The sequence below is a fragment of the Actinacidiphila sp. bgisy160 genome (genome assembly GCF_965342435.1).
In the GTDB taxonomy this organism is placed as follows: Bacteria; Actinomycetota; Actinomycetes; order Streptomycetales; family Streptomycetaceae; genus Actinacidiphila.
This window is the reverse complement of sequence record NZ_CBDRCM010000002.1, coordinates 192,847-214,715: the sequence shown is the minus strand read 5'-3', so window position 1 is coordinate 214,715 and position 21,869 is coordinate 192,847. Positions and strand designations below refer to the sequence as shown.

The 21,869-nt window shown below is 71.0% G+C and carries 20 protein-coding genes; 17 read left to right on the top strand and 3 right to left on the bottom strand.

Features of this window, described 5'->3' with window-relative positions; translation table 11 throughout:
- Window position 1: 1 nt before the first annotated feature.
- The 9 genes from ACRWNP_RS03700 (at window position 2) to ACRWNP_RS03660 (ending at window position 11,413) form a co-directional block, all read left to right on the top strand.
- Window positions 2–439 carry a hypothetical protein gene (locus tag ACRWNP_RS03700; RefSeq protein ID WP_431959441.1) on the top strand — a complete coding sequence of 146 codons (438 nt, stop codon included), beginning with the start codon at window positions 2–4 and terminating at the stop codon, window positions 437–439.
- A 73-nt stretch (window positions 440–512) separates the two neighbouring features.
- The gene (locus ACRWNP_RS03695) at window positions 513–1,094 is read left to right on the top strand and encodes a hypothetical protein (RefSeq protein WP_431959440.1); all 582 of its coding nucleotides are present in this window, start codon (window positions 513–515) and stop codon (window positions 1,092–1,094) included.
- A gap of 48 nt (window positions 1,095–1,142) precedes the next feature.
- Window positions 1,143–1,676 carry a hypothetical protein gene (locus ACRWNP_RS03690; protein WP_431959439.1) on the top strand — a complete coding sequence of 178 codons (534 nt, stop codon included), beginning with the start codon at window positions 1,143–1,145 and terminating at the stop codon, window positions 1,674–1,676.
- Between the two features lie 116 nt (window positions 1,677–1,792).
- Window positions 1,793–1,930, top strand: coding sequence for a hypothetical protein (locus ACRWNP_RS03685; RefSeq protein ID WP_431959437.1), 138 nt, complete (start codon window positions 1,793–1,795; stop codon window positions 1,928–1,930).
- The gene (locus ACRWNP_RS03680) at window positions 1,923–6,113 is read left to right on the top strand and encodes a hypothetical protein (protein WP_431959436.1); all 4,191 of its coding nucleotides are present in this window, start codon (window positions 1,923–1,925) and stop codon (window positions 6,111–6,113) included. Before ACRWNP_RS03685 ends, ACRWNP_RS03680 begins: the two co-directional genes overlap by 8 nt.
- The gene (locus tag ACRWNP_RS03675; protein ID WP_431959435.1) at window positions 6,113–7,090 is read left to right on the top strand and encodes a hypothetical protein; all 978 of its coding nucleotides are present in this window, start codon (window positions 6,113–6,115) and stop codon (window positions 7,088–7,090) included. The genes ACRWNP_RS03680 and ACRWNP_RS03675 overlap by 1 nt, the downstream gene beginning before the upstream one ends.
- Before the next feature lie 718 nt (window positions 7,091–7,808).
- Window positions 7,809–9,170, top strand: a complete 1,362-nt coding sequence (locus ACRWNP_RS03670; RefSeq protein ID WP_431959434.1) for a hypothetical protein — start codon at window positions 7,809–7,811, stop codon at window positions 9,168–9,170.
- Between the two features lie 75 nt (window positions 9,171–9,245).
- Complete coding sequence (locus ACRWNP_RS03665) at window positions 9,246–10,208, top strand: hypothetical protein (protein WP_431959433.1); 963 nt, start codon at window positions 9,246–9,248, stop codon at window positions 10,206–10,208.
- Window positions 10,208–11,413, top strand: a complete 1,206-nt coding sequence (locus ACRWNP_RS03660) for a hypothetical protein (protein WP_431959432.1) — start codon at window positions 10,208–10,210, stop codon at window positions 11,411–11,413. The genes ACRWNP_RS03665 and ACRWNP_RS03660 overlap by 1 nt, the downstream gene beginning before the upstream one ends.
- A gap of 96 nt (window positions 11,414–11,509) precedes the next feature.
- Here ACRWNP_RS03660 and ACRWNP_RS03655 read toward each other — a convergent pair whose 3' ends face one another.
- A complete protein-coding gene (locus tag ACRWNP_RS03655; protein WP_431959431.1) occupies window positions 11,510–11,767 on the bottom strand; it encodes a DUF6372 family protein in 258 nt (85 codons plus the stop codon).
- A gap of 143 nt (window positions 11,768–11,910) precedes the next feature.
- On the opposite strand from ACRWNP_RS03655, the gene ACRWNP_RS03650 reads away from it, so the two are divergent.
- The 5 genes from ACRWNP_RS03650 to ACRWNP_RS03630 all read left to right on the top strand — a co-directional run bounded on the left by ACRWNP_RS03650 (window position 11,911) and on the right by ACRWNP_RS03630 (window position 17,099).
- The gene (locus tag ACRWNP_RS03650) at window positions 11,911–14,931 is read left to right on the top strand and encodes a hypothetical protein (RefSeq protein ID WP_431959430.1); all 3,021 of its coding nucleotides are present in this window, start codon (window positions 11,911–11,913) and stop codon (window positions 14,929–14,931) included.
- 42 nt (window positions 14,932–14,973) lie between these two features.
- Window positions 14,974–15,300, top strand: a complete 327-nt coding sequence (locus ACRWNP_RS03645; RefSeq protein ID WP_431959429.1) for a hypothetical protein — start codon at window positions 14,974–14,976, stop codon at window positions 15,298–15,300.
- A gap of 147 nt (window positions 15,301–15,447) precedes the next feature.
- Entirely contained in the window at window positions 15,448–15,927 is a 480-nt protein-coding gene (locus ACRWNP_RS03640) for a hypothetical protein (RefSeq protein ID WP_431959428.1), read from the top strand.
- Window positions 15,924–16,340: a hypothetical protein gene (locus ACRWNP_RS03635; protein WP_431959427.1), complete on the top strand. Its 417-nt coding sequence runs from the start codon at window positions 15,924–15,926 to the stop codon at window positions 16,338–16,340. The genes ACRWNP_RS03640 and ACRWNP_RS03635 overlap by 4 nt, the downstream gene beginning before the upstream one ends.
- Before the next feature lie 288 nt (window positions 16,341–16,628).
- Window positions 16,629–17,099 (top strand): hypothetical protein, encoded by a 471-nt coding sequence (locus ACRWNP_RS03630; protein ID WP_431959426.1) that lies wholly within the window; start codon window positions 16,629–16,631, stop codon window positions 17,097–17,099.
- Between the two features lie 74 nt (window positions 17,100–17,173).
- Here the strand turns inward: ACRWNP_RS03630 and ACRWNP_RS03625 are convergent, their stop codons facing one another.
- On the bottom strand, window positions 17,174–18,472 hold the full coding sequence (locus tag ACRWNP_RS03625) for an ERF family protein (protein ID WP_431959425.1): 1,299 nt from the start codon (window positions 18,470–18,472) through the stop codon (window positions 17,174–17,176).
- A 112-nt stretch (window positions 18,473–18,584) separates the two neighbouring features.
- Entirely contained in the window at window positions 18,585–19,046 is a 462-nt protein-coding gene (locus ACRWNP_RS03620) for a hypothetical protein (RefSeq protein WP_431959424.1), read from the bottom strand.
- A 96-nt stretch (window positions 19,047–19,142) separates the two neighbouring features.
- Here ACRWNP_RS03620 and ACRWNP_RS03615 point away from each other — a divergent pair, with 96 nt between their 5' ends.
- The 3 genes from ACRWNP_RS03615 to ACRWNP_RS03605 are packed head-to-tail and all read left to right on the top strand — an operon-like array spanning window position 19,143 to window position 21,862.
- A complete protein-coding gene (locus ACRWNP_RS03615) occupies window positions 19,143–20,336 on the top strand; it encodes a ParB/RepB/Spo0J family partition protein (RefSeq protein ID WP_431959423.1) in 1,194 nt (397 codons plus the stop codon).
- Between the two features lie 27 nt (window positions 20,337–20,363).
- Window positions 20,364–21,017 (top strand): ParA family protein, encoded by a 654-nt coding sequence (locus ACRWNP_RS03610; protein ID WP_431959422.1) that lies wholly within the window; start codon window positions 20,364–20,366, stop codon window positions 21,015–21,017.
- A complete protein-coding gene (locus ACRWNP_RS03605; protein WP_431959421.1) occupies window positions 21,014–21,862 on the top strand; it encodes a hypothetical protein in 849 nt (282 codons plus the stop codon). The genes ACRWNP_RS03610 and ACRWNP_RS03605 overlap by 4 nt, the downstream gene beginning before the upstream one ends.
- Window positions 21,863–21,869: the final 7 nt, after the last annotated feature.

Sequence of the window (21,869 nt, the reverse complement as noted above, 5' to 3'; positions counted from 1 at the left end):
GATGAGCAACGCGGCACGGCTGGCCGGTGCGGACCCCCTCCCGCAGGTGCTGGCCTACCTGCAGCAGCACCCGGACGTGACCGAGGCCCTGGGCGGCCCCGGTCACGTCTCCGGGCTGCTTGAGGAGCCGTGGCCGCACATCACCGTCACCCCCGGCCCGGGCGGAGACCTGCGCACCCTGCGCTGGGACACCGTCATGGACATCTCGATCGAGGCGTACGGACACCCGTCGGGGTGGCCGGGGCCAGCGGAGCTCCGCCGCCTGGCGCTCCTCGCCGTCGCCGCGTGCATCGACCTGCCCGACGCGGACCGCCCGCCGGGCGCACCCGTCATCACCGCCGTGTCCCCGTCCGGGTCGCTGGCGTGGACGCCACTGGAGACCGGCCAGCCCCGCTGGTCGACGGGAGTGCTCGTCACCTCCCACCCGGCCCCCGCCTGAGCACGCGACGCAAGCACCCCCCAGCGGTGAAGCTCCCCAGCGCGATCCGCCCCCACCACGTCCGGGAGAGCCCATGCCAGGCGCCGTCACCAACCCCCAGCAGCTCGTTGTCGCAGCGCGCACGTTCGTCTACCTCGCGCCCGTCGCCACCGCGTTCCCCGCCGACGTGGACACCGCGCCCGCCGCGGAATGGATCAGCGTCGGCCTCACCGAGGAAGACGGCCTCAAGTTCTCCACCGAGCCCGACTTCCAGGAGATCACCTCCGCCCAGTCCGACTTCCCCGTGCGCCGTGTGCAGACCAAGGACGCCGCGTCGATCGAGGTCACCCTGCAGGAGTGGTCCGGCGCGAACTTCCAGGCTGTGTTCGGTGGCGGCACCATCACCAAGACCGGCACTGCCCCTTCGGAGGTCTACAAGTTCACGCCGCCGCAGATCGGTGAGCGCATCGAACGCGCTTGCATGCTGGAGACCTACGACGGCGACAAGATCTACCGCTTCGCCTTCCCCCGCGTGTTCCAGATCGAGGGCGTGGAGCTGGAGTTCAAGAAGACCAACGCCTCCACCCTGCCGCTCAAGCTCGGCATCCTCGGCGGCGACGGCACGGCTCCTTGGTACGCGATCACCAACGACCCCGCGTTCGACGTCGCGCCCTGATCAAGCCGGTTATACGCACCCCTTCCCACAGAGCCTTGGAGCCCTGCCGTGTCTGCCCCCCTCATCGACCTTGACGCCCCGCGCCGCGAGTCCGCGCACCCGGACGGCATCCCGGTGCGCTTCGGCGGCCGGAGTTTCACGCTCCCCGCGGAGCTGCCGCTGGACACCCTCACCGGCCTGATCCTGGATCCGGACCTGGACCTGCCCGGCATCCTGTCGCGCCTCAACCGGTCCACCACGGCCACCTTCGGCAATGACGTGGTCGACACGCTGCTCGACCGCGCCGACCTGCCGCACAGCGTCCTCAAGGCCTTCACGCGCGCCCTGGAGTCGCTGTTCGGCGTGGAGGCGTACGCCGAGTTCACGCGGCTGCGCCCGTCGGTCCCCGACTACATCCGGCTCATCAAGGCCCTGTGGTCCCTGTACGGCGTGAGCCTGGGGGAAGCCGCACGGTCGCTCACCTCGTCCACGAGCGGTGGAGCGACCTCGAAGCGGACTTCGCGCACTACTACCCCGGGATCGACCTTCGCGGCGTCTTCCGGCGTCCCGGACAGCCCGGCTTCTTCGGAGTCCGACGGCTGATCGTCCTCGTCGCGGGCCTGCCAGAGCACGCGCAGGTACGCCGCCCAGACCGGGCCCGCGCCCCATGGGGGCAGGTCGAAGAACTGCTTGCCCAGCTTGTCGAAGAGGTGTCCATCTTGGCGTCCGACCACCGCCGCAAGAAGCCCCGGGAGATCCCGCGCCCCTACCGCGCGGCCGACCGGGCGCCTCGGCAGGCTGCGCACCTGCAGATGATGGCGGCCGCGGCGGCCGCCGGCCGGGTCCGCCATGGCTGAGGGCCAGGTCGCCGGACGCCTTGAAGTTCCGGTCGTCGCGGACCTGTCGAAGTTCGCATCCGAGCTGCGGACGAAGGTCGAAGAAGCCGCGAACGGGGTCGTTGCCAAGATCAGCGCAGCGTTCGATGCGGTGCAGGCACGGGCGGACCTGACGGAGGCCATCGACACCGCGGCGGAGAACGTCAAGGCCCGCGTGGACGTGGCGTTCAACGTCGCGCAGGTCCGGGCGGCGCTGGAAGAGGCCGTCAAGGAGGCGTCGACCGGCACCAAGGCGAAGGTCGCCGCCGAGGTCGACAAGGGCCAGGTCCGCACCGCGCTGCGGGACGCCGTCAACGGCGCCATCGACAGCAGCGAACCCGCCGAGGTCCGGGCCCGCCTGGACCGCAACAAGGTCCGCTCGGAGCTGCAGCGCGCCCTGGAGCAGGCGGAGGAAGACGGCGCGACGACCGTCAACGTGCGGTTCGACAGCGACGGGCCGCTGCAGGAGCTCGCCATCTCCGAGCTCCGCTCGGCCCTGGAGCACATGCAGGCCGAAGCGAACCGGCACCCGGTCACGCCCCGCATCAGGCAGCCGAAGGTCGGGTTCCTGGGCACGCTCCTCAAGTTCGGCGGCCTGGCGTCGCTGGTGCAGCCGGCCGTCGGCACGATCGGCGCGGCCCTCACCGGTCTGACCGCCGAGATATCCGCGCTGGCGCCCGCCGTCGGCGTCCTCGGCGCCATCCCCGGCCTGATCGGCGGCGCCGGACTGGCGTTCCTGTCCCTCAAGACCGCTTTCAGCGGGGTGGGTGCGGCCGCGCAGGCCTACGCCCAGCAGCAGCAGGCCCTCAGCAGCGGGACCAAGCTCACCAAGTCGGAGCAGGCGAAGCTGCAGCAGGCCATCAACGGCGTGGACGGCAGTGTCATCAAGGCCATCGCCGGGGTGAGGGGCCTCGGCAGCGCGTGGAAGTCGATCAAGCTCGATGCGCAGCGGGCCGTCTTCAAGCAGCTCGCGGACGAGATCAAGCCCACCGGGGAGCGCGTCCTGCCGATCCTGGGCAACGCGATCCACGACGTCTCCAGCGCGTTCGGGAACGGCTCGAAGAGGGCCGCGCAGTTCTTCCGTACCCCCCTGTTCCGTGCCGACTTCACCCGCGTCATCGGCTCCTCGTCGTCCGCGCTGCAGCGCATGGGGCAGGCCCTCGGGCCTCTCGGGCACGCCGTGCTGGACTTCCTCGCCGCGTCCGCCCCGTTCACGCAGCGGGTCGCCGGGTGGATCGCCCAGTCCGGGAAGTGGCTGCAGACGTCCATCGCGGTGGGCCGGGAGACCGGCACCCTCGCCCGGTTCCTGGACCGCGCCGGGGACAAGGCCTCGCAGTTCTCCCTCGCCACGCGGGACCTGTGGCGAGGCCTCAAGGCGATGGGCCGCGCGGCCACCGACTCCGGCGACTCGATCCTCAACGGGCTGACGCACTCCCTGCAGGAGTTCAGCGTCTGGTCCAACTCCGTCGCGGGCCAGCAGAGGATGAAGGAGTTCTTCGACGGCGCACGCCCCGCGTTCGCTGAGGTCGTCGGCATCCTCGGCGACATCGGGCGCGGCCTCGGGCGCATGTCCGAGGACAACGGCCTGGTCCGCATGCTCCGCGACCTGCGCTACGACCTGCTTCCCAGTGTGGGGCACTTCCTGGACCAGCTGGGGCGCAGCGTGGGCCCGTCGGTCATCCACGCGTTCGCGGCCCTGGCGGATGTGCTCGCGGAGCTGGAGTCGGCCGGCGGCGGCCTCGGCGCCATCATCCACGCCATCGACGTACTCGCGTCGTCTACCGCGTTGCTCCTCCGGTCCGTGCCGGGCCTGGGCCTGTTCGTCGGCGGTCTGCTGTCCCTGCTGACCGTCCTCAAGGCCGTGCGCCTGGTCGGCAACGTCTTCGACCGGCTCATCGGCATCGGCACCACGGCGCAGCGGGCCGAACAGGGCGTGTCCCGGCTGAGCGCCACCGTCGACCGGTTCACCCGCCAGTCCGGCACGATCGCCGGAGTCCAGCGCGCCTACGCCCGGGGCTTCGCCAGCGCCGCAGAAGGCGCGAACCGGTTCACCCGGACCGTGTCCGGTGTCGGCAGCGTCGTGCAGGCCGCAGGGCGCCGCATGGGCGGCCTCCGGGGCGCGGTGAGCGGCCTCACCGGTGCCCTCGGCGGCCCGTGGGGCATCGCCATCACCGGGGCCGTGATCGGCCTCGGCCTGCTGATGGACAGGCAGCGCAAGAACGCCGAAGCGGCCCGGGCGCACCGGGCGGAGATCGAGGACCTGGCGCAGGCCCTGCGCGACTCCAACGGCGAGATTGACGAGAACGTGCGCGGCCTGGTCGCCAAGGCTTTCCAGGAGAAGGAGGTTGGCGACACCGGCAAGACCGTCGCCGAGGTCGCCGAGGCGCAGGGCATCAGCCTGCGGCAGCTCACCGACTCCGCCCTCGGTCTGGCCCCGTCCCTCGGGACAGTGGCCGACCAGATGCGCGACACCGCCCAGGGCATGACCAGGATGCAGGTCACGGCCGAGGGCGTGCTGCCGATCATGACGCAGGAGGGCCACACCGCCCTCGAAGCGGCGGACGCCATCGACGGCATGTCCGGGAACCTGAACAAGGCGCAGAAGTCGAACGCCGACTGGGCGTCGGCAGCCAAGCAGGTCGGAGCCGACGGCACCACCATCTACAGCCGCCTCACCAAGGCCGTGCAGGTGCTCGCCGACACCACGCTCGACGCGGACTCCCGCACCGACGCACTGCGCGCCACCATCGACCTGCTGTCCGGCAAGCAGCGCTCGTACGCCGACGCGCAGCTTGAGGTGAACCGGGCCATCACCGAGGTCACCAAGGCGACGAAGGCCAACACCAAAGCCAACAAGGAGAACGAGAAGGCGGGCAGGAAGACCAAGCCGCCCAAGGGGCTGCTCGACAAGAGCGGCAACCTGTCGTCGGTCACCGAGACGGGGCAGACCGCGTACGACCTTCTGCAGCGCCTGGAGCAGCAAGCCGACTCGGCCGCCATCGCTGCCGCCGACCGGGCGAAGTCGCAGGGCGGCGACCCGGCGGCGCAGGCCAAGGCAGCCGGCCAGGAGATGGTGCGCGCCCGCGAGGCAGCGATCGACTACGCGGAAAGCCTCGGGCTGACCGCCACGCAGGCCGGGAAGATCGCCGACCAGTTCGGGCTGATCCCCGACACGGTGAAGACGGCGTTCGAGTTCCGCGCCGAGTCCGAGGCCTCGCAGCAGATGCTCGCGGTGCAGAAGCAGCTCGACAACATCAAGGGCAACAAGGTCACGACGGTCTCCGTCCTGGCCCCGCAGGCTCGGGCCGCGCTGGAGGCCATCGGCTACTCCGTGAAGACCCTGCCCAACGGGCAGATCGAGGTCCGGGCGCCGATCGGCAAGCCCCGCGCGGACCTGGCGAACATCATGGCGCTGGTCGATGAGGCCGACGCCAAGGGCGTCAACATCAACGTCAAGGCCGAGATCGACAAGGCGGCCACCGACCTGGCGCGGGTCCGCACCGCCGTGGACGGCATGCCCAAGGGCTCCAGCGTCGTCGTGAAGGCCCCGACCGCGCTCGCCGAGAAGGAACTCAAGGATCTCGGCTACAAGGTCACGCACCTGGAAAAGGGCAAGGTCGAGATCACCGTGCCCAAGGCCCAGACGATCAGGGAACTGGACGCCATCCAGGACCGGGTGTACTCGCTGCGCGGCCAGGCCATCGACATCCCGGTGCGCTACCGCAGCTCGGGCCTGCCGCAGGGCGTGCTCAAGGCGCAGGCGAACGGCGGCGTCATGGACTTCTACGCCGACGGCGGTGTGCGGGAGTCCCACGTCGCACAGATCGCCCCGGCGGGCGCCATGCGGGTGTGGGCGGAGCGTGAAACGGGGGGCGAGGCTTACGTACCCCTCGCGGCCAACAAGCGCTCCAGGTCAAAGGCCGTCGTGGAGAACGTGGTCGACCGCTTCGGCGGCGCCGTCGAGTGGTTCTCCGACGGCGGGTTCAGCGGCGCCGACGCCCTGTTCCGGTCCTCCCGCAAGGCCGGGCAGGCCGGGGTGGCCGGCCGCGGCCCCCTCGCCCTGGTGGGCGGCGACCTGACCATCACAACGCAGGCGGAGAACGTCAGCGACGGCATCGGCGACGCCCTGTTCGAGCTGCGCCGCCTGCGCATGGGAGGCATCTGATGCGGCCAGGACAGTGGCGCCTGACGTACAGCGCCAGGGGGCACATGCCCGGCGCCGACCTCACCTTCGGCACCGAGGACACCGGCATGCTGCTCACGCAGGAGCCGGACATCACCTTCGGCGACGCCAACAACGGTGAGCAGCCGCTTCCCGGCGAGGACGGCATCCGCTTCGGCCGCGACTACGTGGGGCCGATGAGCGTCACCTTCGAGGCCGCCGTGTCCACGTGGGGGCCGAACAGCCTCAACACGGTCACGGAGGCCGCGGAGTGGATAAAGGTGAACGCCCTGCACCTGCCGACGGGCACCCTCATGGGACGGTCGAACCAGAACGCCCTGAGCAAGCTCCGCTCGATCTGGCGGGCCGACGCGGTGCGCGCGGGTGCCGGAACCGTCGCCTCGCTGTACCACGAGACGGAGGCGCGGACCCGGGTGGCGTACGGCAGGCCCCGGCGGTTCGCCCCGGCGCACTCCAAGCTGTTCCGGCAGGGCTACACCCCGGTCGTCGCCGACTTCCAGTGCGCCGATGACCGCTGGTACGACTCGGCACCGAAGGTCGCCACCATCCAGAAGTCCTGGCGACCGTTCCCCACCGGGCCGAAGCCGATCCCGCCCCCGGCCATCGGCCTGGCCCGCGGCTCGGTGACCATGCTCGGAGACATGTCCACGTGGCCTGTCATCACCATCAACGGGCCCGCGGTGAACCCGGTGGTGTGGATCGGCGACCAGGTCAAGTTCAAGCTGCTGACGTTCGTCAAGCCGGGTGACTGGGTGCGGGTGGATCCGCGGCCGTGGGTCCGCACCGTCCGCAACGCCGCCGGCACCTCAATGGGGCACCTGCTGGACCGGTCTTCAACGCGCCTCGCTGAAATGTTCGTTCCGCCGGGAACCTACTCCTTTGGTGCGGATTTCGACTTCGGGACGGGCGCGTGGGGCCCGGTCACCTGTTCGTGGCAGGACGCCTATGGCTGGTTCTGACCGATGACCGGGCGTCAGTCTCGGGGGTGGTTTGGGGCGTCCGGGGGATTGCCGACACGCAATCCCGTAACCCCTTGGTGTGTGCCCAGGGGGGTCAGATAGGGCTAGGATCGGCCGCAGTCAGCCAAAGGTGTGCCCGACACACCGAGGAGCTGTCGCCAGCCAAAGAAAACGGCCCCTTGCCAGCCGCAGCGATGTAGGAGTCGCTGTGCGCGGCGGTTCGGGGCCGGAGACCTAAGCAGGAGGTCTATGCGATGCAGCGTACCCGCATGCGCCCCCCCGGACGCAACATGACCCACCGAGAAAGTGCCGCGCCTCATGCGCGCCGCTCGGTGGGTCTCTCCATGCCTCCCCTTCCGGACACATCCGGTGGGGGCTTCCCGTCGTTGGGCTCAGTACGGAACACGTCCGCTGACCCCATAGGGGGATGGTGATGATCTAAGTCTCCCGGGGCGGATTCTCCCGGGCCGGCTTCCACCCCGGCCCTTCATCCTCGCCCCGCCGTCCTGGCCTCCGGTGGCTTCCACCCCACCTGAGTCCGATTGACGGCCTCACGTCAGCGCTACCGGGCTTCCACCCCCGGCGGCGTGGCCCTCACGGGCCGAATTTCACTGCTCTCCCAGCAGAGGCCCCAAAAAGGGGCCAAACCCCAAAAAGGGGCCCACGCCCCCGAAGGGGCTTTTCCATGCCCTCCGAACGGAAGGAGGCACCGGCAATAATGCCGCATGCCCTCGCGCAGTGCCACCCACCCTGGGTCGCGCGTCGCGCGGAACATCACCAAAACGGCCTCGCGTCACCGCCGCCGCCTCCGGCCGCGGCCGCCGTCGAGCTCGTCGCCGATCAGGCATCGCAGCAGCTCAACGCCACCGCGTCCAGGGCCATTCACGACCCCCGCGAGTTCCTGCACGCCGCGGCATGGGCCGTCGGCACAGGCCTCCATCCGAAGGCCGGCGCGTCCACCATTCGAGTGGCCGAGGACATCGCCGCCCGTGTCGGGTGGCGCGGCCAGGTCGTCTACGACTGGGACGGCACCGCGGCCCGCGTCGGGCTGAGCCGCCGCAGAGTCGCCGACCATGTCCGCTACCTCCGGGAGCTCGGGCTGCTGGTGTGGCACACCCACGGCAGCCGCGCCAACGCGCGCAAGCGGCGCGGCCGGGACGGGTACGCCGCTACCGCCACCATCTACGCCCTGGCCGTGCCCCGCATCTGGGATGAGGCGATGGGGCGACGCATCGCCGGAGAGGGCTACTACGCCCGCATCACCGGCTACACCGCCGAGGGCCGGGCGCGGGCTGTGGACGACGCCCGGGTCGTCTCCCGCCGACGCAAGCCGCGTTGCACCCCTTCCCTCCGGTCCCAGCCACAGGAGTCCTGTACTGCTGAGGTAGGTGGGAAAGAGACAGACCCGGCACAGCCGGAACCCAAGATCGAAGCACCTGTGGAAAACCCCCGCCGCAGGCCTGCGAAGCGCCCCGCCAACAACCGGCCCGGGCGCCACCCCCACCAGGTCCGGGCAGGTCTGCAGGTGGCCGCCAAGGTCCGGCCCCTGGTCACGTGGGCGCAGCGCATCCCCCTGCGCCGCCTGGAAGTTGCCCTGCGGCCACTGCTCGATCGCGGGTGGGATCCGGAGCTCATCGCCATCGAGCTGGCCATGTGGGCGCGCGGCTGGGGACTGGACCGCACCGGGCACCCGTGGCGGCCCGACGATCCGGCCGGGTACCTCCACGCCCGCATCCGCCGCATGTTCGCCCCCGCCGGCCCCGAGCTGCTGCCAGCCGACGACGAGACGTGCCGCTGCCAGGCCTGCCGGGAGAACGCCCCTGCCAGCGCCATCCCGAACCAGGCCGCGCGGGCCGCCATCACCGCCAACCTCGCCGAGTACCCCGTTCCGGAGCCGCCGCAGCCCCGCAACGAGTGGGAGGACCGCGCCGCAGCGAAGGAGGCCTTCACCGCCCTCGCGGCCCGGCTCGCCGAGGAGGCCCGCACCGCCACAACGACGTTCGCCCAGTGGTGTGTTTCGGACGCCGAGCCGTCCGGCGCCTGGCGCAAGCCGTGGCTGACCCCGGACGGCGCCCGGTGACGCCGCGACGCAAGCCGACCCACCCGCGCACCCTGCTCCGCGTCCCCAACAGACGCCACAGCGAGGAGAGTGCCCGTGAGCTGGGACGGTGTGCCCTGGTACGTCGACGGGTCAACGACGCCCAACGAGATCGTGCGTGCCCTGGCGTGGGCCGGGGCAGGTGGCGACGAGGGAATCGTGGAGGCCACCGACCTGCGGGTGAGCGCTCTCCCGGCCCCCAGCGATGCCGTCAGCGTCGCGCCGGGCCTGGCCGTCATCCATCTGCCACTGGGCGGGCAGGGGTCGGAGGCCTACATCGCCCGCATGGCATCTGGGGAACAGGTCGACATCGAGCCCACGGACTCCTCCGGCCCGCGCTCCGACCTGATCATCGCCCGCATCGAGGACCCGAACACCGACAGCCAGTGGCCGATCCCGGAAGACCCCACGACCGGCCCGTACGTCTTCACCCGCGTGATCACCGGAGTCCCGACCGGCACCACCAGCATCCACGACGTACGCCCGGACGACTCCGCGATCACCCTCGCCCGCGTCGACCTGCCCGCGAACACCTCCTCGGTCACCGCGGCCATGGTCACCGACCTGCGGCAGCTCACCCAGCCTCGCGTGCGGCGCACCGTCAGCACCCTGACCGGGCAGTGGGCCACACCTGACGACGTCGGCCCGATCACCGACGAGTGGGAGGAATTCCCCCTCAACGCCACCATCAACCTGCGCGTCCCCACGTGGGCGACCCGCGCCGTACTGGAAGGCACCTGGGCCGGGCTGCTCAAGCCGGACACCACCGAGGCCCGCGGGCAGCTCCGGGTCCGCCTGGGGGATCAGACGGTCGTCGCCAACTACTGCACGAGCTCCGCCGGCCGCACCACGCTCATCGCCGGGGGCGAGGTGACCGTGGCCCCCGAGCTGCGCGGCACCGTCCAGCCCGTCGCCCTCGAAGGGATCGGCACGGCCGGGTATGACAAGCCGCTGACCGCCGACATCGGCACCACGGTGCAGCTCGCCGTCACCTGGGTCCAGGCCCCGAGCGCCGACTGATGACCGCCGCAGGCTGGCGGTTCATCGCCCAACGTGCCACGACCGGCCAGTTCCTGGACTGGGACGTGCCGCTCGTCCTGGACCAGGCCCCGAAGCGGGAGCTCAACGGGCCCGGGCAGCTCATCGGCCGCATCAATCCGGAGTACGTGCGCCTCCAGGCCAAGCCCGACGGCCTGCGCATCCTGGAGGAGTGGTCGACGGCCTTGTACGCCGAGTTCCACGGCCGCATCCGGTGGGGCGGCATCGTCACGCACATGTCCTGGGAGGGGCAGTCGTACAAGATCGAGTGCGCGGGCTTCAACGCCTACCCCAACGGCATGGCGTACACCGGCCCGGAGATCCACTCCGGCCTCAAGACCGTCGTCAAGTCCAAGTACAACGACAAGAACCATGACGGCTACATCGACGGGTCCAAGCCGAAGAAGAAGATGCCCAAGGAGAAGTTCAACATCTCCAAGCGCATCGACGCCTACGACATGGTCCGCACCGTGTGGAGCCACCTGCAGAGCAAGAAGTTCGGCAACCTGGGCCTGGTCGTGGACAAGCACGACAGCGGCTACCTGCTGGGCGCCTCCAACGGTGACGACCCGTACGAGGTTGTGTGGTGGGAGGCTCCCGACTGCGGGGACCTCATCCGGCAGGTGATGAGCCTGGCGCACGCCGACTTCGCCGAGTACCACCAGTGGGACGGCGACAAGCAAAAGATCAGCCACCGCCTGCTGCTCGGCAAGCGGCGCCTCGGCCGCACCCGCAACGACCTTCGGTTCTGCCAGGGAGAGAACATCATCGCCCTGGCCAACCCCGAGGGGCAGGGCGAGGACTACGCCAACGAGCTGCTCGTCCTCGGCAAGGGCACCGGCCGGAAGATGGCCAAGGTGACCGTGCACCGCGGCGGCGACAACCGGCTGCGCCGCGCCCGGGTCATCACGTCGAAGGGGACGAGCAACGCCGCGCTCCTGCGGAAGTCCGCCGACACCTGGCTGGCCAAGCACACCCAGCTGCTCACCGTGCCGCAGATCGCCGTACGCGACCACCCCAACGCGCTCCTGGGGTCGTGGGCCATGGGGGACCGCATCCTCGTCCAGGTCGACGTGCCGTGGGTGGGGGAGCTCGCAGTGTGGCATCGGGTCATGGCGGAGGAGATCGACCCCGTGGCCGGCACCGCCATCCTGACCCTGTCCCGTGCCGATGCCGTCAACTCCTGAGCGGGCGGCCGCAGCGGCCTACGCCAAGGCGCTCCGCACGCCACCGCCCGCAGAGGCAGGCGAGTACATGCGCAGGCGCCTGGCCGCCCGTGCCGCTCAGGCCTCCGGCTCGGCGAGCGGCCCGAGAGCGGTGTAGCAGGACCGGCACACGGGCACCGGCCCCTCGGTCTTGAAGGAATCGCTCGCCACCCGGATCAGCAGACCCGGGTCCGCGGCCTCCATGCACACGCCGCCCTCCGGGGCCGCGTGGTACATCCGGCACGCGCAGCGGCAGCCGCCCGGGCGGTGCTGCTCCCACGCGAAGAAGAAGCGCAGCCGGATCGTCAGGACGGGATGCTGCGCCTCGGTGCTCATGGGGGCAGTCTGCCGCCTCCGGGAGGGGTGTCGACACCCCTCCAAAATTGCCTGTGATTCTGGGACTTATCACAGGTAAGGCGGCCCTAACTGCCCCGGTGAGGGCGCGACCTTAGCCCCTGCGGGCTCGCACCCTCCGCCCCGTGATCAGTAACGAGGATCTGAACGCGCGGGTACGGATCACGCGCTTCGCACAGCAGCTCGACCAGCTCTCCCGCCGACTCGACACCATCGAGCGGTCCGCGCAGGCCAGCTTCACCTCCGTCGAGGGCGGCACCTTCGACGTGTTCGACGCCGACGGGGAACTCGCTCTCTCCATCGGCGTCCAGGACGACGGCGCGGCCGCCGTCGTCTACCACTCCCCGGAGCCGCCGCCCACGCCGAGCACGCCCATCGCCGAGGGCGTCATCGGCGCCATCCAGGTCACCTGGGACGGCCAGTTCACCGACGCGGGCACCGCCCCCACCGACTTCGCCCGCATCCAGATCCACCTGCTCCCGTCAGCCGAAGCCCCGGTCGACACCGGAGCGCCGGCCGCCACCATCGAGACCGCCACCGGGGCGTCCGTCGCCGTCGCCACCGACCTCTACACCCCGCAGTACGTGCGGCTCATCGCCGTCAGCAAGGCCGGAGTCCCCGGAGCCCCGTCCGAAGCCGCAACGGCCGCCGCGCGGAAGCTCGTCGGCGACGACCTGCTGAACGGGATCATTGACGATCTCAAGTTGGCCGACGACGCGGTCACCGAAGGGAAGATCGCGCTCGGCGCGGTCAAGAGCACCGCCATCGCCGACGGGGCGATCCTCGAGGAAAAGCTTGCCGCCAACGCGGTCACCCTCGGGAAGATCGCATCCGGCGCGGTCACCATCAACGCCCTGGGCGGCGCGCTCTCCGACCTGGCCGCACAACGCTACGTCGACGCGATGGGCGACCCGGCCGCATGGCAGGTCACCGACTCCCAGCCCGGATCCACCTGGCAGCACCTCTCCGGCATCACCGACGCGCCCACCGGGCAGACCGTCGGCCAGGCAAAGGGATACAACCGGGTCCGCGGTACCACCCTCATCGCGTACGAGCCGGGAACGGTCTACCGGATCAGCGGACGCGTCCGTCTCACCGGCCCGGTCGCCGGCAACGAGGCCTTCTACGTCGGCGCGCTCGGCATCGGCGCCGACAAGACGACCCTCGTCAACCGGTCCGGAGCCAACTCGCCGTCGTCGCACTACTACGTCGCCGCGTCGGGGAAGCCCATCGCCGACTCCGACGGCTGGGTGACGGTCGTCGGCTACCTCAAGGACCGTGCGGCCACGGGCGTGAACGGTTCGGCCGGGCCGAACACCGACCCGCGCGCGGCTGGACTCGTTCACGCGGACGTCCGCTTCATCAGCCCATACCTGTGGCTGAACTACCTGTCGGCGACCGTCCCGAACAGCACCAGCGTCATGCAGGTCGACTGCGTCACCGTCGAAGCCCTGAAAACCGGCCTGGTCGACAGCACGAACTTTGTCGCCGGAAGCGTCACCACCGCAGCGCTCGCTGCCGACGCCGTCACCGCAGGGAAGGTCGCCGCCGACGCCATCACGGCGCGGGAGCTCGCCGCGAACTCGGTCACAGCAACCGAGATCGCCGCGGGCTCGGTCACCGCGGCGGCCGTCGCGGCCGGAGCCATTACCGCCGACAAGCTGACCATCAGCGGCGGCGCCAACATCCTGTCGGACCCTTCGTTTGAAGGCGCGTACACCGCGCAGATCGTTGCCTCCAGCAGCGTGTGGTCGGTCGACTCCACCAAGGGCAACGGCAGCGCCAAGAGCCTCAAGGTCAACGCGGTCAACACGGGCTTGGCTACCAGGACGCAGATCCTCACCACTCTGCCGATCAGTCCGGGCGACCAGCTCTACATCGCGTACGACTACCAGGCCAGCACCGACTACACGCCCGGCGCCATCATCAAGATGTACGCCCGCTGGGAGGACAGCAGCGGCACCGCTATCGGCTTCGGGTCCACGCAGACCGCCTCCCCTGTCCTGGGCCCCACCTGGCAGCGCCTGTCGAACACCGTCACTGCCCCGGCGAACGCTGTCCGGGCCGTCATTTGCGCCGAGTCCTTCCAGGCGCAGGCCGGGACGTTGTGGTTCGACAACGCCGCGGTGCGGCCAGTCCTCCCGGGCACACAGATCGCCGACGGCGCGATCACCACCGCCAAGATGGTCGCCAACACCATCAACGGCGACCGGATCACCGCCAACACCCTGGACGCCTCCAAGATCGTCGCAGCGTCCATCACGGCGGCACAGATCCAGGGTCTCGCCATCACAGGCGACAAGATCGCCGCCAACACCATCGACGCGACCAACATCAAGGCCGGAGCCATCCAGGCGGCCGCCCTCGCCGCCGACGCCATCACCGGCAAGACCATCACGGGCGGGACCATCACCGGAGCCATCGTCAACGGCTCCACCCTGCGCACCGGGGCAACTGGCACGCGCATCGAGCTGGTGCCGGACGACGGGTCAGCCCAACACGACCCCGTCCTGCGGTTCTTCACGGGCGCCGCAGGTGAGACGATCCCCGCCACGGCGGAAGCGTCGGGCACCTTCGGGTACTTCACCCTGTCCGCCCCGCAGTACGGGCAGGGCAGCGCCCTGGTCAACGTGGCGACCCCGAAGGATGCCGGCGACCACGGCTTCATCGAGCTTTTCATGGGGCAGAACGGCGGCCGCCCGAACCCGAACCTCTACATGGACGGCGGCACGGGCACGATCAGCCTGTTCGCGTCGAACGGCGGCGGCAGCGGCGGCACCTTCTACGAATTCTCCGGCAAGGCCCTGACCGTCGATACCTGGCACACGGCCACGCTCAACAGCGCCCAGTGGGTGCCCTACGGCGCCCCCTACGCGGCGCCGGGCTACCAGGAACGGCCGGACGGCACGATCGACCTGCGCGGCACCATGAAGCCCGCCGCGAGCTTCACCCCGGTCAACGGCGGCGTCCTGTTCACGCTGCCCTTCACCCTGCCCTTCCAAGAGCGCTGGGACTGCCGCACCAACTCCACCAACGGCATCGCCACGATCACCGTGCGCACCAACGGCCAGGTCGCCATCGACGACATCTCCGGCACCGTGTCGTGGGTGATGCTCGGCGGAGTCAAGGGCATCCCCACGCAGTGACCTCGGCAGCCGCCCCCCACCACCCGAAAGGACACACCACCCATGACCGAGCGCCAGGTCACCATCATCGGCAACGACACCCTCGGATACCGGTGGACGTGCGGCCAGTGCGGCGTCTACGCACAGGACCCGCTGATCACCCGCGACGAGGCCCTGCAGGCCTTTGATCTGCACTGGACCACCGCCCCGTCCGTCCCCGTGCCCGAGTGGATCGGGGCCCTGCTCACCGCCGGGCAGGCCCTCACCGACGCGGCCGCCACCGACGGCAGCATGCCCGTGCAGCGCACCGCATGGGCCACCGCCATCAGCCGCGCCCCCGCCGCGACCATCGCCGCCTGGCAGTCGCCCGGCAACGTCCACCCCGCGTGACCCGGGCCAGCGCGGGACGGTAGCGCCGACGGGCGTGCACCGTACGGCACAACGCGCGGGCAAGGGAGCTCTCAACGTCCCTTGTGCACCGGGGCCCCTCGCCCGCGCGCCCCACCCCCACGCAAGCCGCCGGCGAGAGGAACCACCGTGGCAACCGGTGCCTATGCCGCCCTGGTCCCCCTCGGCGTCGCCGCCGTCGGAGTCGCGGGCCCCTACCTGACCTACCGCCTCGGCGTCCGCAACGCCGCCCGCACCGAGGAGCAAGACGACCGAGCCGCCGACGCCAAGGGCGTCGAAGCCGTCGTGGAGGGCTTCACCGCCCTCCTCACCGAGTCCCGGTCCGTCCGCGATGACCTGCGCGACCGCGTGCAGGCCCTCGAAGCCCGCTCCTCCGAACAGGGGGCGAAGATCGCCGTCCTGGAAGAGGGCCGCGCCGCCGACCGCCGCCGCATCACCGCCGCCGTCCGCTACATCCGCGCCCTGCGGTCCCTCCTGGTCGAGCGCGGCCAGACCCCGCCGCCCGTCCCCGAGGAACTGAGCGACGACATCGCCGACCCGACGCACGGGCCGGCACCCCGCAGCACGGCAACCCCCGCCGTCGACCACCTGGAGGCCACCCCCTCATGACCTTCTCCCACGTCCTCGCCCACTCCGCCGCCTACGGTGCCGCCGTCGGCTCCGTCCTGCCGCTCGTCGCCGCGGTGATCCTGCGCCCCCACTGGTCCAAGGGCGTGAAGCAGGGCATCGTCGTCGTCCTGGCTGTCATCGCGGGCTTCTCCACCGTCGCCGCCTCGGGCGCCTTCACCGACGCCACGTCCCTCGCGGAGCTCGTCGCGCAGGGCGGACTCACCGGCTTCGCCGTCATCGCCGCGTGTGAGGCCGCGTACAGCGCCCTGTGGCACCGCTTCGGAATCGCTCAGGCCCTCGAGGTCGCCACGTCTCCGGCACCCAAGGCAGTGGACTGCGGCGGCCAGTGCGCCACCCGGGCCGCTGGCGGCCTGTGCCTGGAGCCGTGCGGCCAGGAGGTCGCGCGCGAGTAGGGGCCGCAGGCGCCCGAGGGGGCGCTACTCTGGGAGCACCGGTGGCCGCCTGGCCGCCGGTGCCTTCCGTTGAGGGACGACGGGATGCCGGAACATTCTGCCTTCGGAGTGCGGGCCGGCATCCACCTCCGTTCCGAGACCACTGGCAGCGCCCCACGGGCGTGCGCCGGGACCGGGGAGCCTGCCGAGCGAGGATCCGGTACACGGAAGGCACCGACGCCCAGGCGGCCACCACCACATGCAGGCCCGTCCAGCACACGGGCCGCCCGCACACGAGAGGCAGGCACCATGGCCCGGCAGCCCGAGGCCGACCCGGACAAGGTCGCCGAAGAGGTCGAGTTCCTGATGACAGCCGACCGCGACACGTTCGCGGCCGAGCTGATCGAACACGTGGCGCTCCGCAACCGTCAGCGCGACGCGGCCCGCACGGAAGCCTTCCGGCACCCCGACATCGTCGCCCGCACCGAGCAGGAGGCAGACCGGCTCCTCCGCAACCACGGGCCCCTGGTCGACATGGAAGATGGCGAGACCCGCAAGGCCTACAGGCGCCGGACGGACGGCATCCGCCGGAACCTGGAGTTCGAGCTGCGCCTTGCCACGCTCATCGTGGACGGCGACCGCGCCCGCCAGGGCCGCATCACCACCGACCGCAACCCCGTCCGCCGCGCCCTGCTGCGCCTGGCGGCCGAGAACCCGCAGCGGTTCATCGCCCTCAAGCGCGAGGAACGCCACGCGGCCGGTCTGCAGCCGGACGAGTAGCCGCGTCTCACTGTGAGACACGCGAAGGGCGCACGCCCGCACGGGATGCGCCCTTCGTCGTTCAGCGGGTCCGGTCAGCCGCCGGCACCCTCCTCGGGGGTCTCTTCCAGGATCTTCGCCTTACCGAACACCGAGTCCTCACGGGTGGCCGCGTAGGCCTCGGCGGTGGTGGCGCGGCCCTGCTGCCGGAGCGCTTCGATCACCTTGTGGCGGTTGCCCTTGATGATGGCGGTCAGGCGCATGGCGTCGACCTTGGAGGGGTCGGCGCCGTCGGCCAGGCCGAGGTGCTTGGTCAGGCTCGTACCGAGGATCTTGGCCTGCGCGTTGGCGTGGTTCAGCAGCTCGGTGTACGCCATCTGCTGCGGCGACTGCGGCATCTGAGCCGGGGCGGGCCGGGTGGCGGCGGCGGGCGTCTCACTGTGAGACGCGGGCGCGGCCGCCGCGGTGGGCTTCTTCGCGGCCGCCTTCTTCGCGGGCGCCTTCCTCGGTGCCTGTGCCTTCGCGGGCGCGGCGGGTGCGGTGGGGGCGGGCGTCTCACTGTGAGACACGGGCGCGGCCGCCACGGCGGCGGGCGCCTGCTGGCCGGGGGCCGGGGTAGCCCACTGGTCGGGGTCCGGTTCCGGGTGCTCCGCCATGAGCTGCCGGTGGATGTCCTCCTTCTCCGCGGCCCGCCGGGCCTGCCGCTGCTCCTCTTCCGCCACCAGGAGCGCGGCGCGGCCGCCGATCAGCTCCCCGAGGGTCGTGGTGCCGCCCTGGCCGTCGTCCACCGGGTGGGCGAGGAGGTTCGCGGTCTTCGCCTTCTGGAACAGGTCGTTCAGGGTGTTGGGGTTGTACCAGACTTCCCGCTGCTGGAGTTGGTGGATGTAGTAGTCGATGGGCGTCGCCACGGCCTGCGGGCTGTGCTTGTCGGAGTCGTCCATCCAGTCCGTGGGGATCATGAAGACCTGCAGCAAGGCGTACTTGAGGGCGGCGCTCATGGCCTTGTTGGTGGCCTTGTCGTACTGGTCGGCCGCCTCGCCAACGATCGTGGCGGACCGCTCCCCGCCGTCCGGGCCGACGAAGGTGTACTTCACCTTCACCGTGGCGACCGTGTAGTGGCCGTTCTTGCCGCTGCGGATCTCGTAGCCGTGCTCCACCACCTCGGGGAACATCAGCACGCTGTGGGCGCGCATCGGCCCGGCGACCGCGTTGACCAGGTCGTCAATGCCGCGGAACTTGAAGTTCTGCTGCCGGTTCTCCCGGTTCTTGCCTACGGCGCCGATGTCGCACATCACCGCCACGAGCGCCTGCAGCACCGTCTTGGGCGGCTTGGTCTCGGCGGTGGCGTCGGGGGTGGCGTCGGGGGTGGTCTCGGGGGCGGTGGCGGCAGTCATCGGCGCGGCCTTCCAGTGTGCGGGTGTACCCGGAATTCATCGTCCGGGTGAGGATGCGCGGCGGGAGGTGCTAACCTCCCGCGCTGCCCCAAATACTACACCCGCAGAACCGTCAATGACCGTTCTGGCGCAGGATTCGTGACACAGGATCGGACGCTTCCTCGTCCAGCAGATCCACGCCGTCCCGGTGCCGGGCGTACCAGGCATCCAAGGCCGCCGCGGTGCCCTCCACGTCCCGGTCGCCGGCCTCTCCGGGAGCCGTCCACGTGGCCGCTTCCGGACGCGCCCACACCCGCGCCGTCTCCTCGTACCGCGACTGCGTGGTCTCTGGCGTCAGTCCCAGGGCGGCCGCCACTTCCTCCCAGGAGGCACCGCCCAGTACCTCGGCGAGCACCGTGCGGTCCAGCAACTCCAGGGTCAACACCCGGAGCTGGCGCGCGGCTTGGATGCGCGTCTCCACCGACTGCGGCATCCCCGCGGCACCGACCAACGCCCGGGCATAGTCCGAGATCTCCCACGCCGAGACGGCCGCCGCCACCAGCGCCCGATCCGCCGGACGGACGTCAACCCCCACCGCGACACCCCCCTCATCTGGCGTTCCCGTCGGGAACAGCCTCCCGCGCAGACTACCCTCACATCTGACACAGCCCCCCGCCCCCTGGAGCACCCGATGAGCGAAGCCGTCCCGGCGCCCGCCGACGACGACGGAGACGTGCTCCACATCCCCATCGGCGACATCGCGCCCAACCCCTTCAACGAGAGGGACATGGGCGACCTGGCAGGCCTGGCCGCGAGCATCACCCGGGACGGCGTCCTCGAACCCGCCACGGTGTGCACCGCAACCGCCTACCTCGAAGAACACCCCGAGCACCGGGAGCTCATCACCGCCCGCTACGTGCTCATCTTCGGTGAACGCCGCTGGCGTGCCTCCCTCATGGCCGGACAGCGTGACCTTCCGTGCCTGCTCCGCGACGACCTCGCCGACTCCACCGACCTGCAGCGCGTCCAGTTCGCCGAGAACTACCACCGCAAGCAGGCCACGCCGATCGAGGAAGCCCGCATGTTCGCCCGCCAGGCCAAGGGCGGCATGAGCTACCGGCAGATCGCCGCCGAGTGGGGCACAGCGGCGTCCCACATCTCCCGCCGCGTCGCCCTTCTCGCCCTGCCCCACGACGTACAGCGCGCCATCGACGCCGGGCAGCTCGGCGCCGACGCCGGCCGCGCGCTCCGCGACCTGGACGACCCCGAGCAGCAGAGCGCCGCATGGCGCCTCATCGAAGCGACGGGCATCCACGTCGAAGAGGCCAAAGCCCGGGTCCTCGCAGGGCCAGTAGCCGCGGCCGTGCCCGCGTCTCACAGTGAGACGCCCGCGCCCGACGCTCCGGCCGCGTCTCACAGTGAGACAGCCATCCCCGCACAGAAGCCCGCCCCGCTCACGTGGGACAGGGAGGACAAGCAGCGCCAGGCCGCGGCCGCCGACCGGCAAGAGGCCTGCAAGCACTGGCTGTCCAAGGAGCTCCCGCCCGCCGAGCAGCTCACGCCGATCCTCGCGGGAGCACTGCTGACGCCCATGCAGCAGAACAGCGCCCACACCCTCGCCCTGGCGTGGCTGCGCGCCACCGGCAAGCAGGGCATCGACGTGACGCCGGCCCCCGCATACTTCCAAACCGTCCTGGACCGCGACGACGAGCAGCTGCACCAGCGTGCCGCGCTCGCCGTCGCCCTGGCGGCCGCGGAGCTCCGCGCCGCATCCAAGCGCCGACCCGTATGGGACGGGCGCGACATCGCCTACGTCAAAGCCCTCCAGGACCACGCCGGGTACGTCCCGGAGACGCCCTGGGAGCGCAAGCAGCTCAACGCCTGAGCCCCGCCCACCCGAGAAAGGAACCCCGTGACCCAGTCCGTACCTCCCGCCGGAGGACCGAAGATCCTCGCCGTCGGCGGCCTCAAGGGCGGCGTCGGCAAGACGACCACAGCCGTCCACGTCGCCCTCGAATACGCCCTGCAGGGCAAGAAGGTGCTCCTGGTCGACGCCGACCCGCTGAGCCAGACCGCCTTCGACTGGTACAGCACCACCGCCAAGAAGGGCGCCCCGCTGCCGTTCGACCTGGAGGTGTGGCCGTCGCCCCGCGTCGGCGACCTGGTGGTCGCGCGCGCCCAGGACTACGACGTGGTCGTGATCGACTGCGGCGGTGAGTCCAGCGACATCTTCGGCGCGGCGGCCGCCGTCGCCGAACACGTCCTCCTGGTCACCTCGCCCCGCAAGGCCGAGCTCCGCCGCATCAAGGGCACCCTCGCCGCGGCGGTGTCCGCCGTGAAGGAGGTTGGCCGGCTGGACGAGGTCAGCCTGAACGTCCTGCTCACCCGGGTGAAGAACTCGCGTGGCGCGCACAACGACGCGGCTCGGGACCTGATCCTCAACGCGGGCCTGCCGCTCCTCGCGGCCGAGGTACCCGACCTGGTCGAGTACGAGGACGCCATGGAGACCTGCCCGGCGAGCTCCGGGCACTACGCGAACATCGTGAGGGAGCTGGAAGCCGCGTGACCGCGAAGAACACGCCCACCCGGAACCGGGGCGGCTCCAGGAAGCTCGCGGACTTCGACCTGATGGACGGAGCGACGCCCGCGACGTCCCCGGCCGTGGCCGCTCTGCAGGTCGAGAGCGCCGCCGTCCCGGCCGTGGTGCCCGCCCCCGCGGCAGCCCCGACGACGGTGGTCACCCCTGCTGCCGCCACCCCGGCCCCGGCGGCCGCCGAGCCGCCTGCCGACGCCACCCCGGCGGAGAAGCTCTCCTTCTACGAGCGGATCGTCCACGACGCGCAGACCGCGCACGCGGCCGCCGCCCGCGCGGCCGATGCGCGATTCCTCAACGCCGCCGGCCCGTCCCTCCGCGCGATCCACGAGCAGGGCCTGTACCTCGAACTCGCCGGGCCCGGCGGACAGCCCTACAGCACCTTCCAGGACTACCTCCAGGACCGGTGGAACCTGTCGCGGGCCGCGGGCTACCGCATCCTCAACGCCGAGCCGGTCAGGGAAGCTCTCGCGCCGATCACGGACGTGCAGCCGTCCACCCGCCAGGTCGGTGTGCTCTACCCGGTGTGGAAGGACTTCGGGGCTGAGCAGGTCCGCGAGGTGTGGCAGAAGGCCGAAGCCGCCGGGAAGACCTCTCCCGACGAACTGCGCAAGGCCCGCGACCTCCTCGGGTACAGCAAGAGTCCCGAGCTTGCAGCGCCCCCGAGCTCCACGCCGTCGACCGCGCTCGCCCGCGTCGACAAGGCGCTGACCCGCGTGGACGCCAACGCCGCGCTCCTCCTGGCCAAGGAGAACCCCGAGCGTGCAAAGGAAGTCGCGGCCCATCTCAAGGAGCTGGTTGCCATCCTTGAGATGTGACACACGC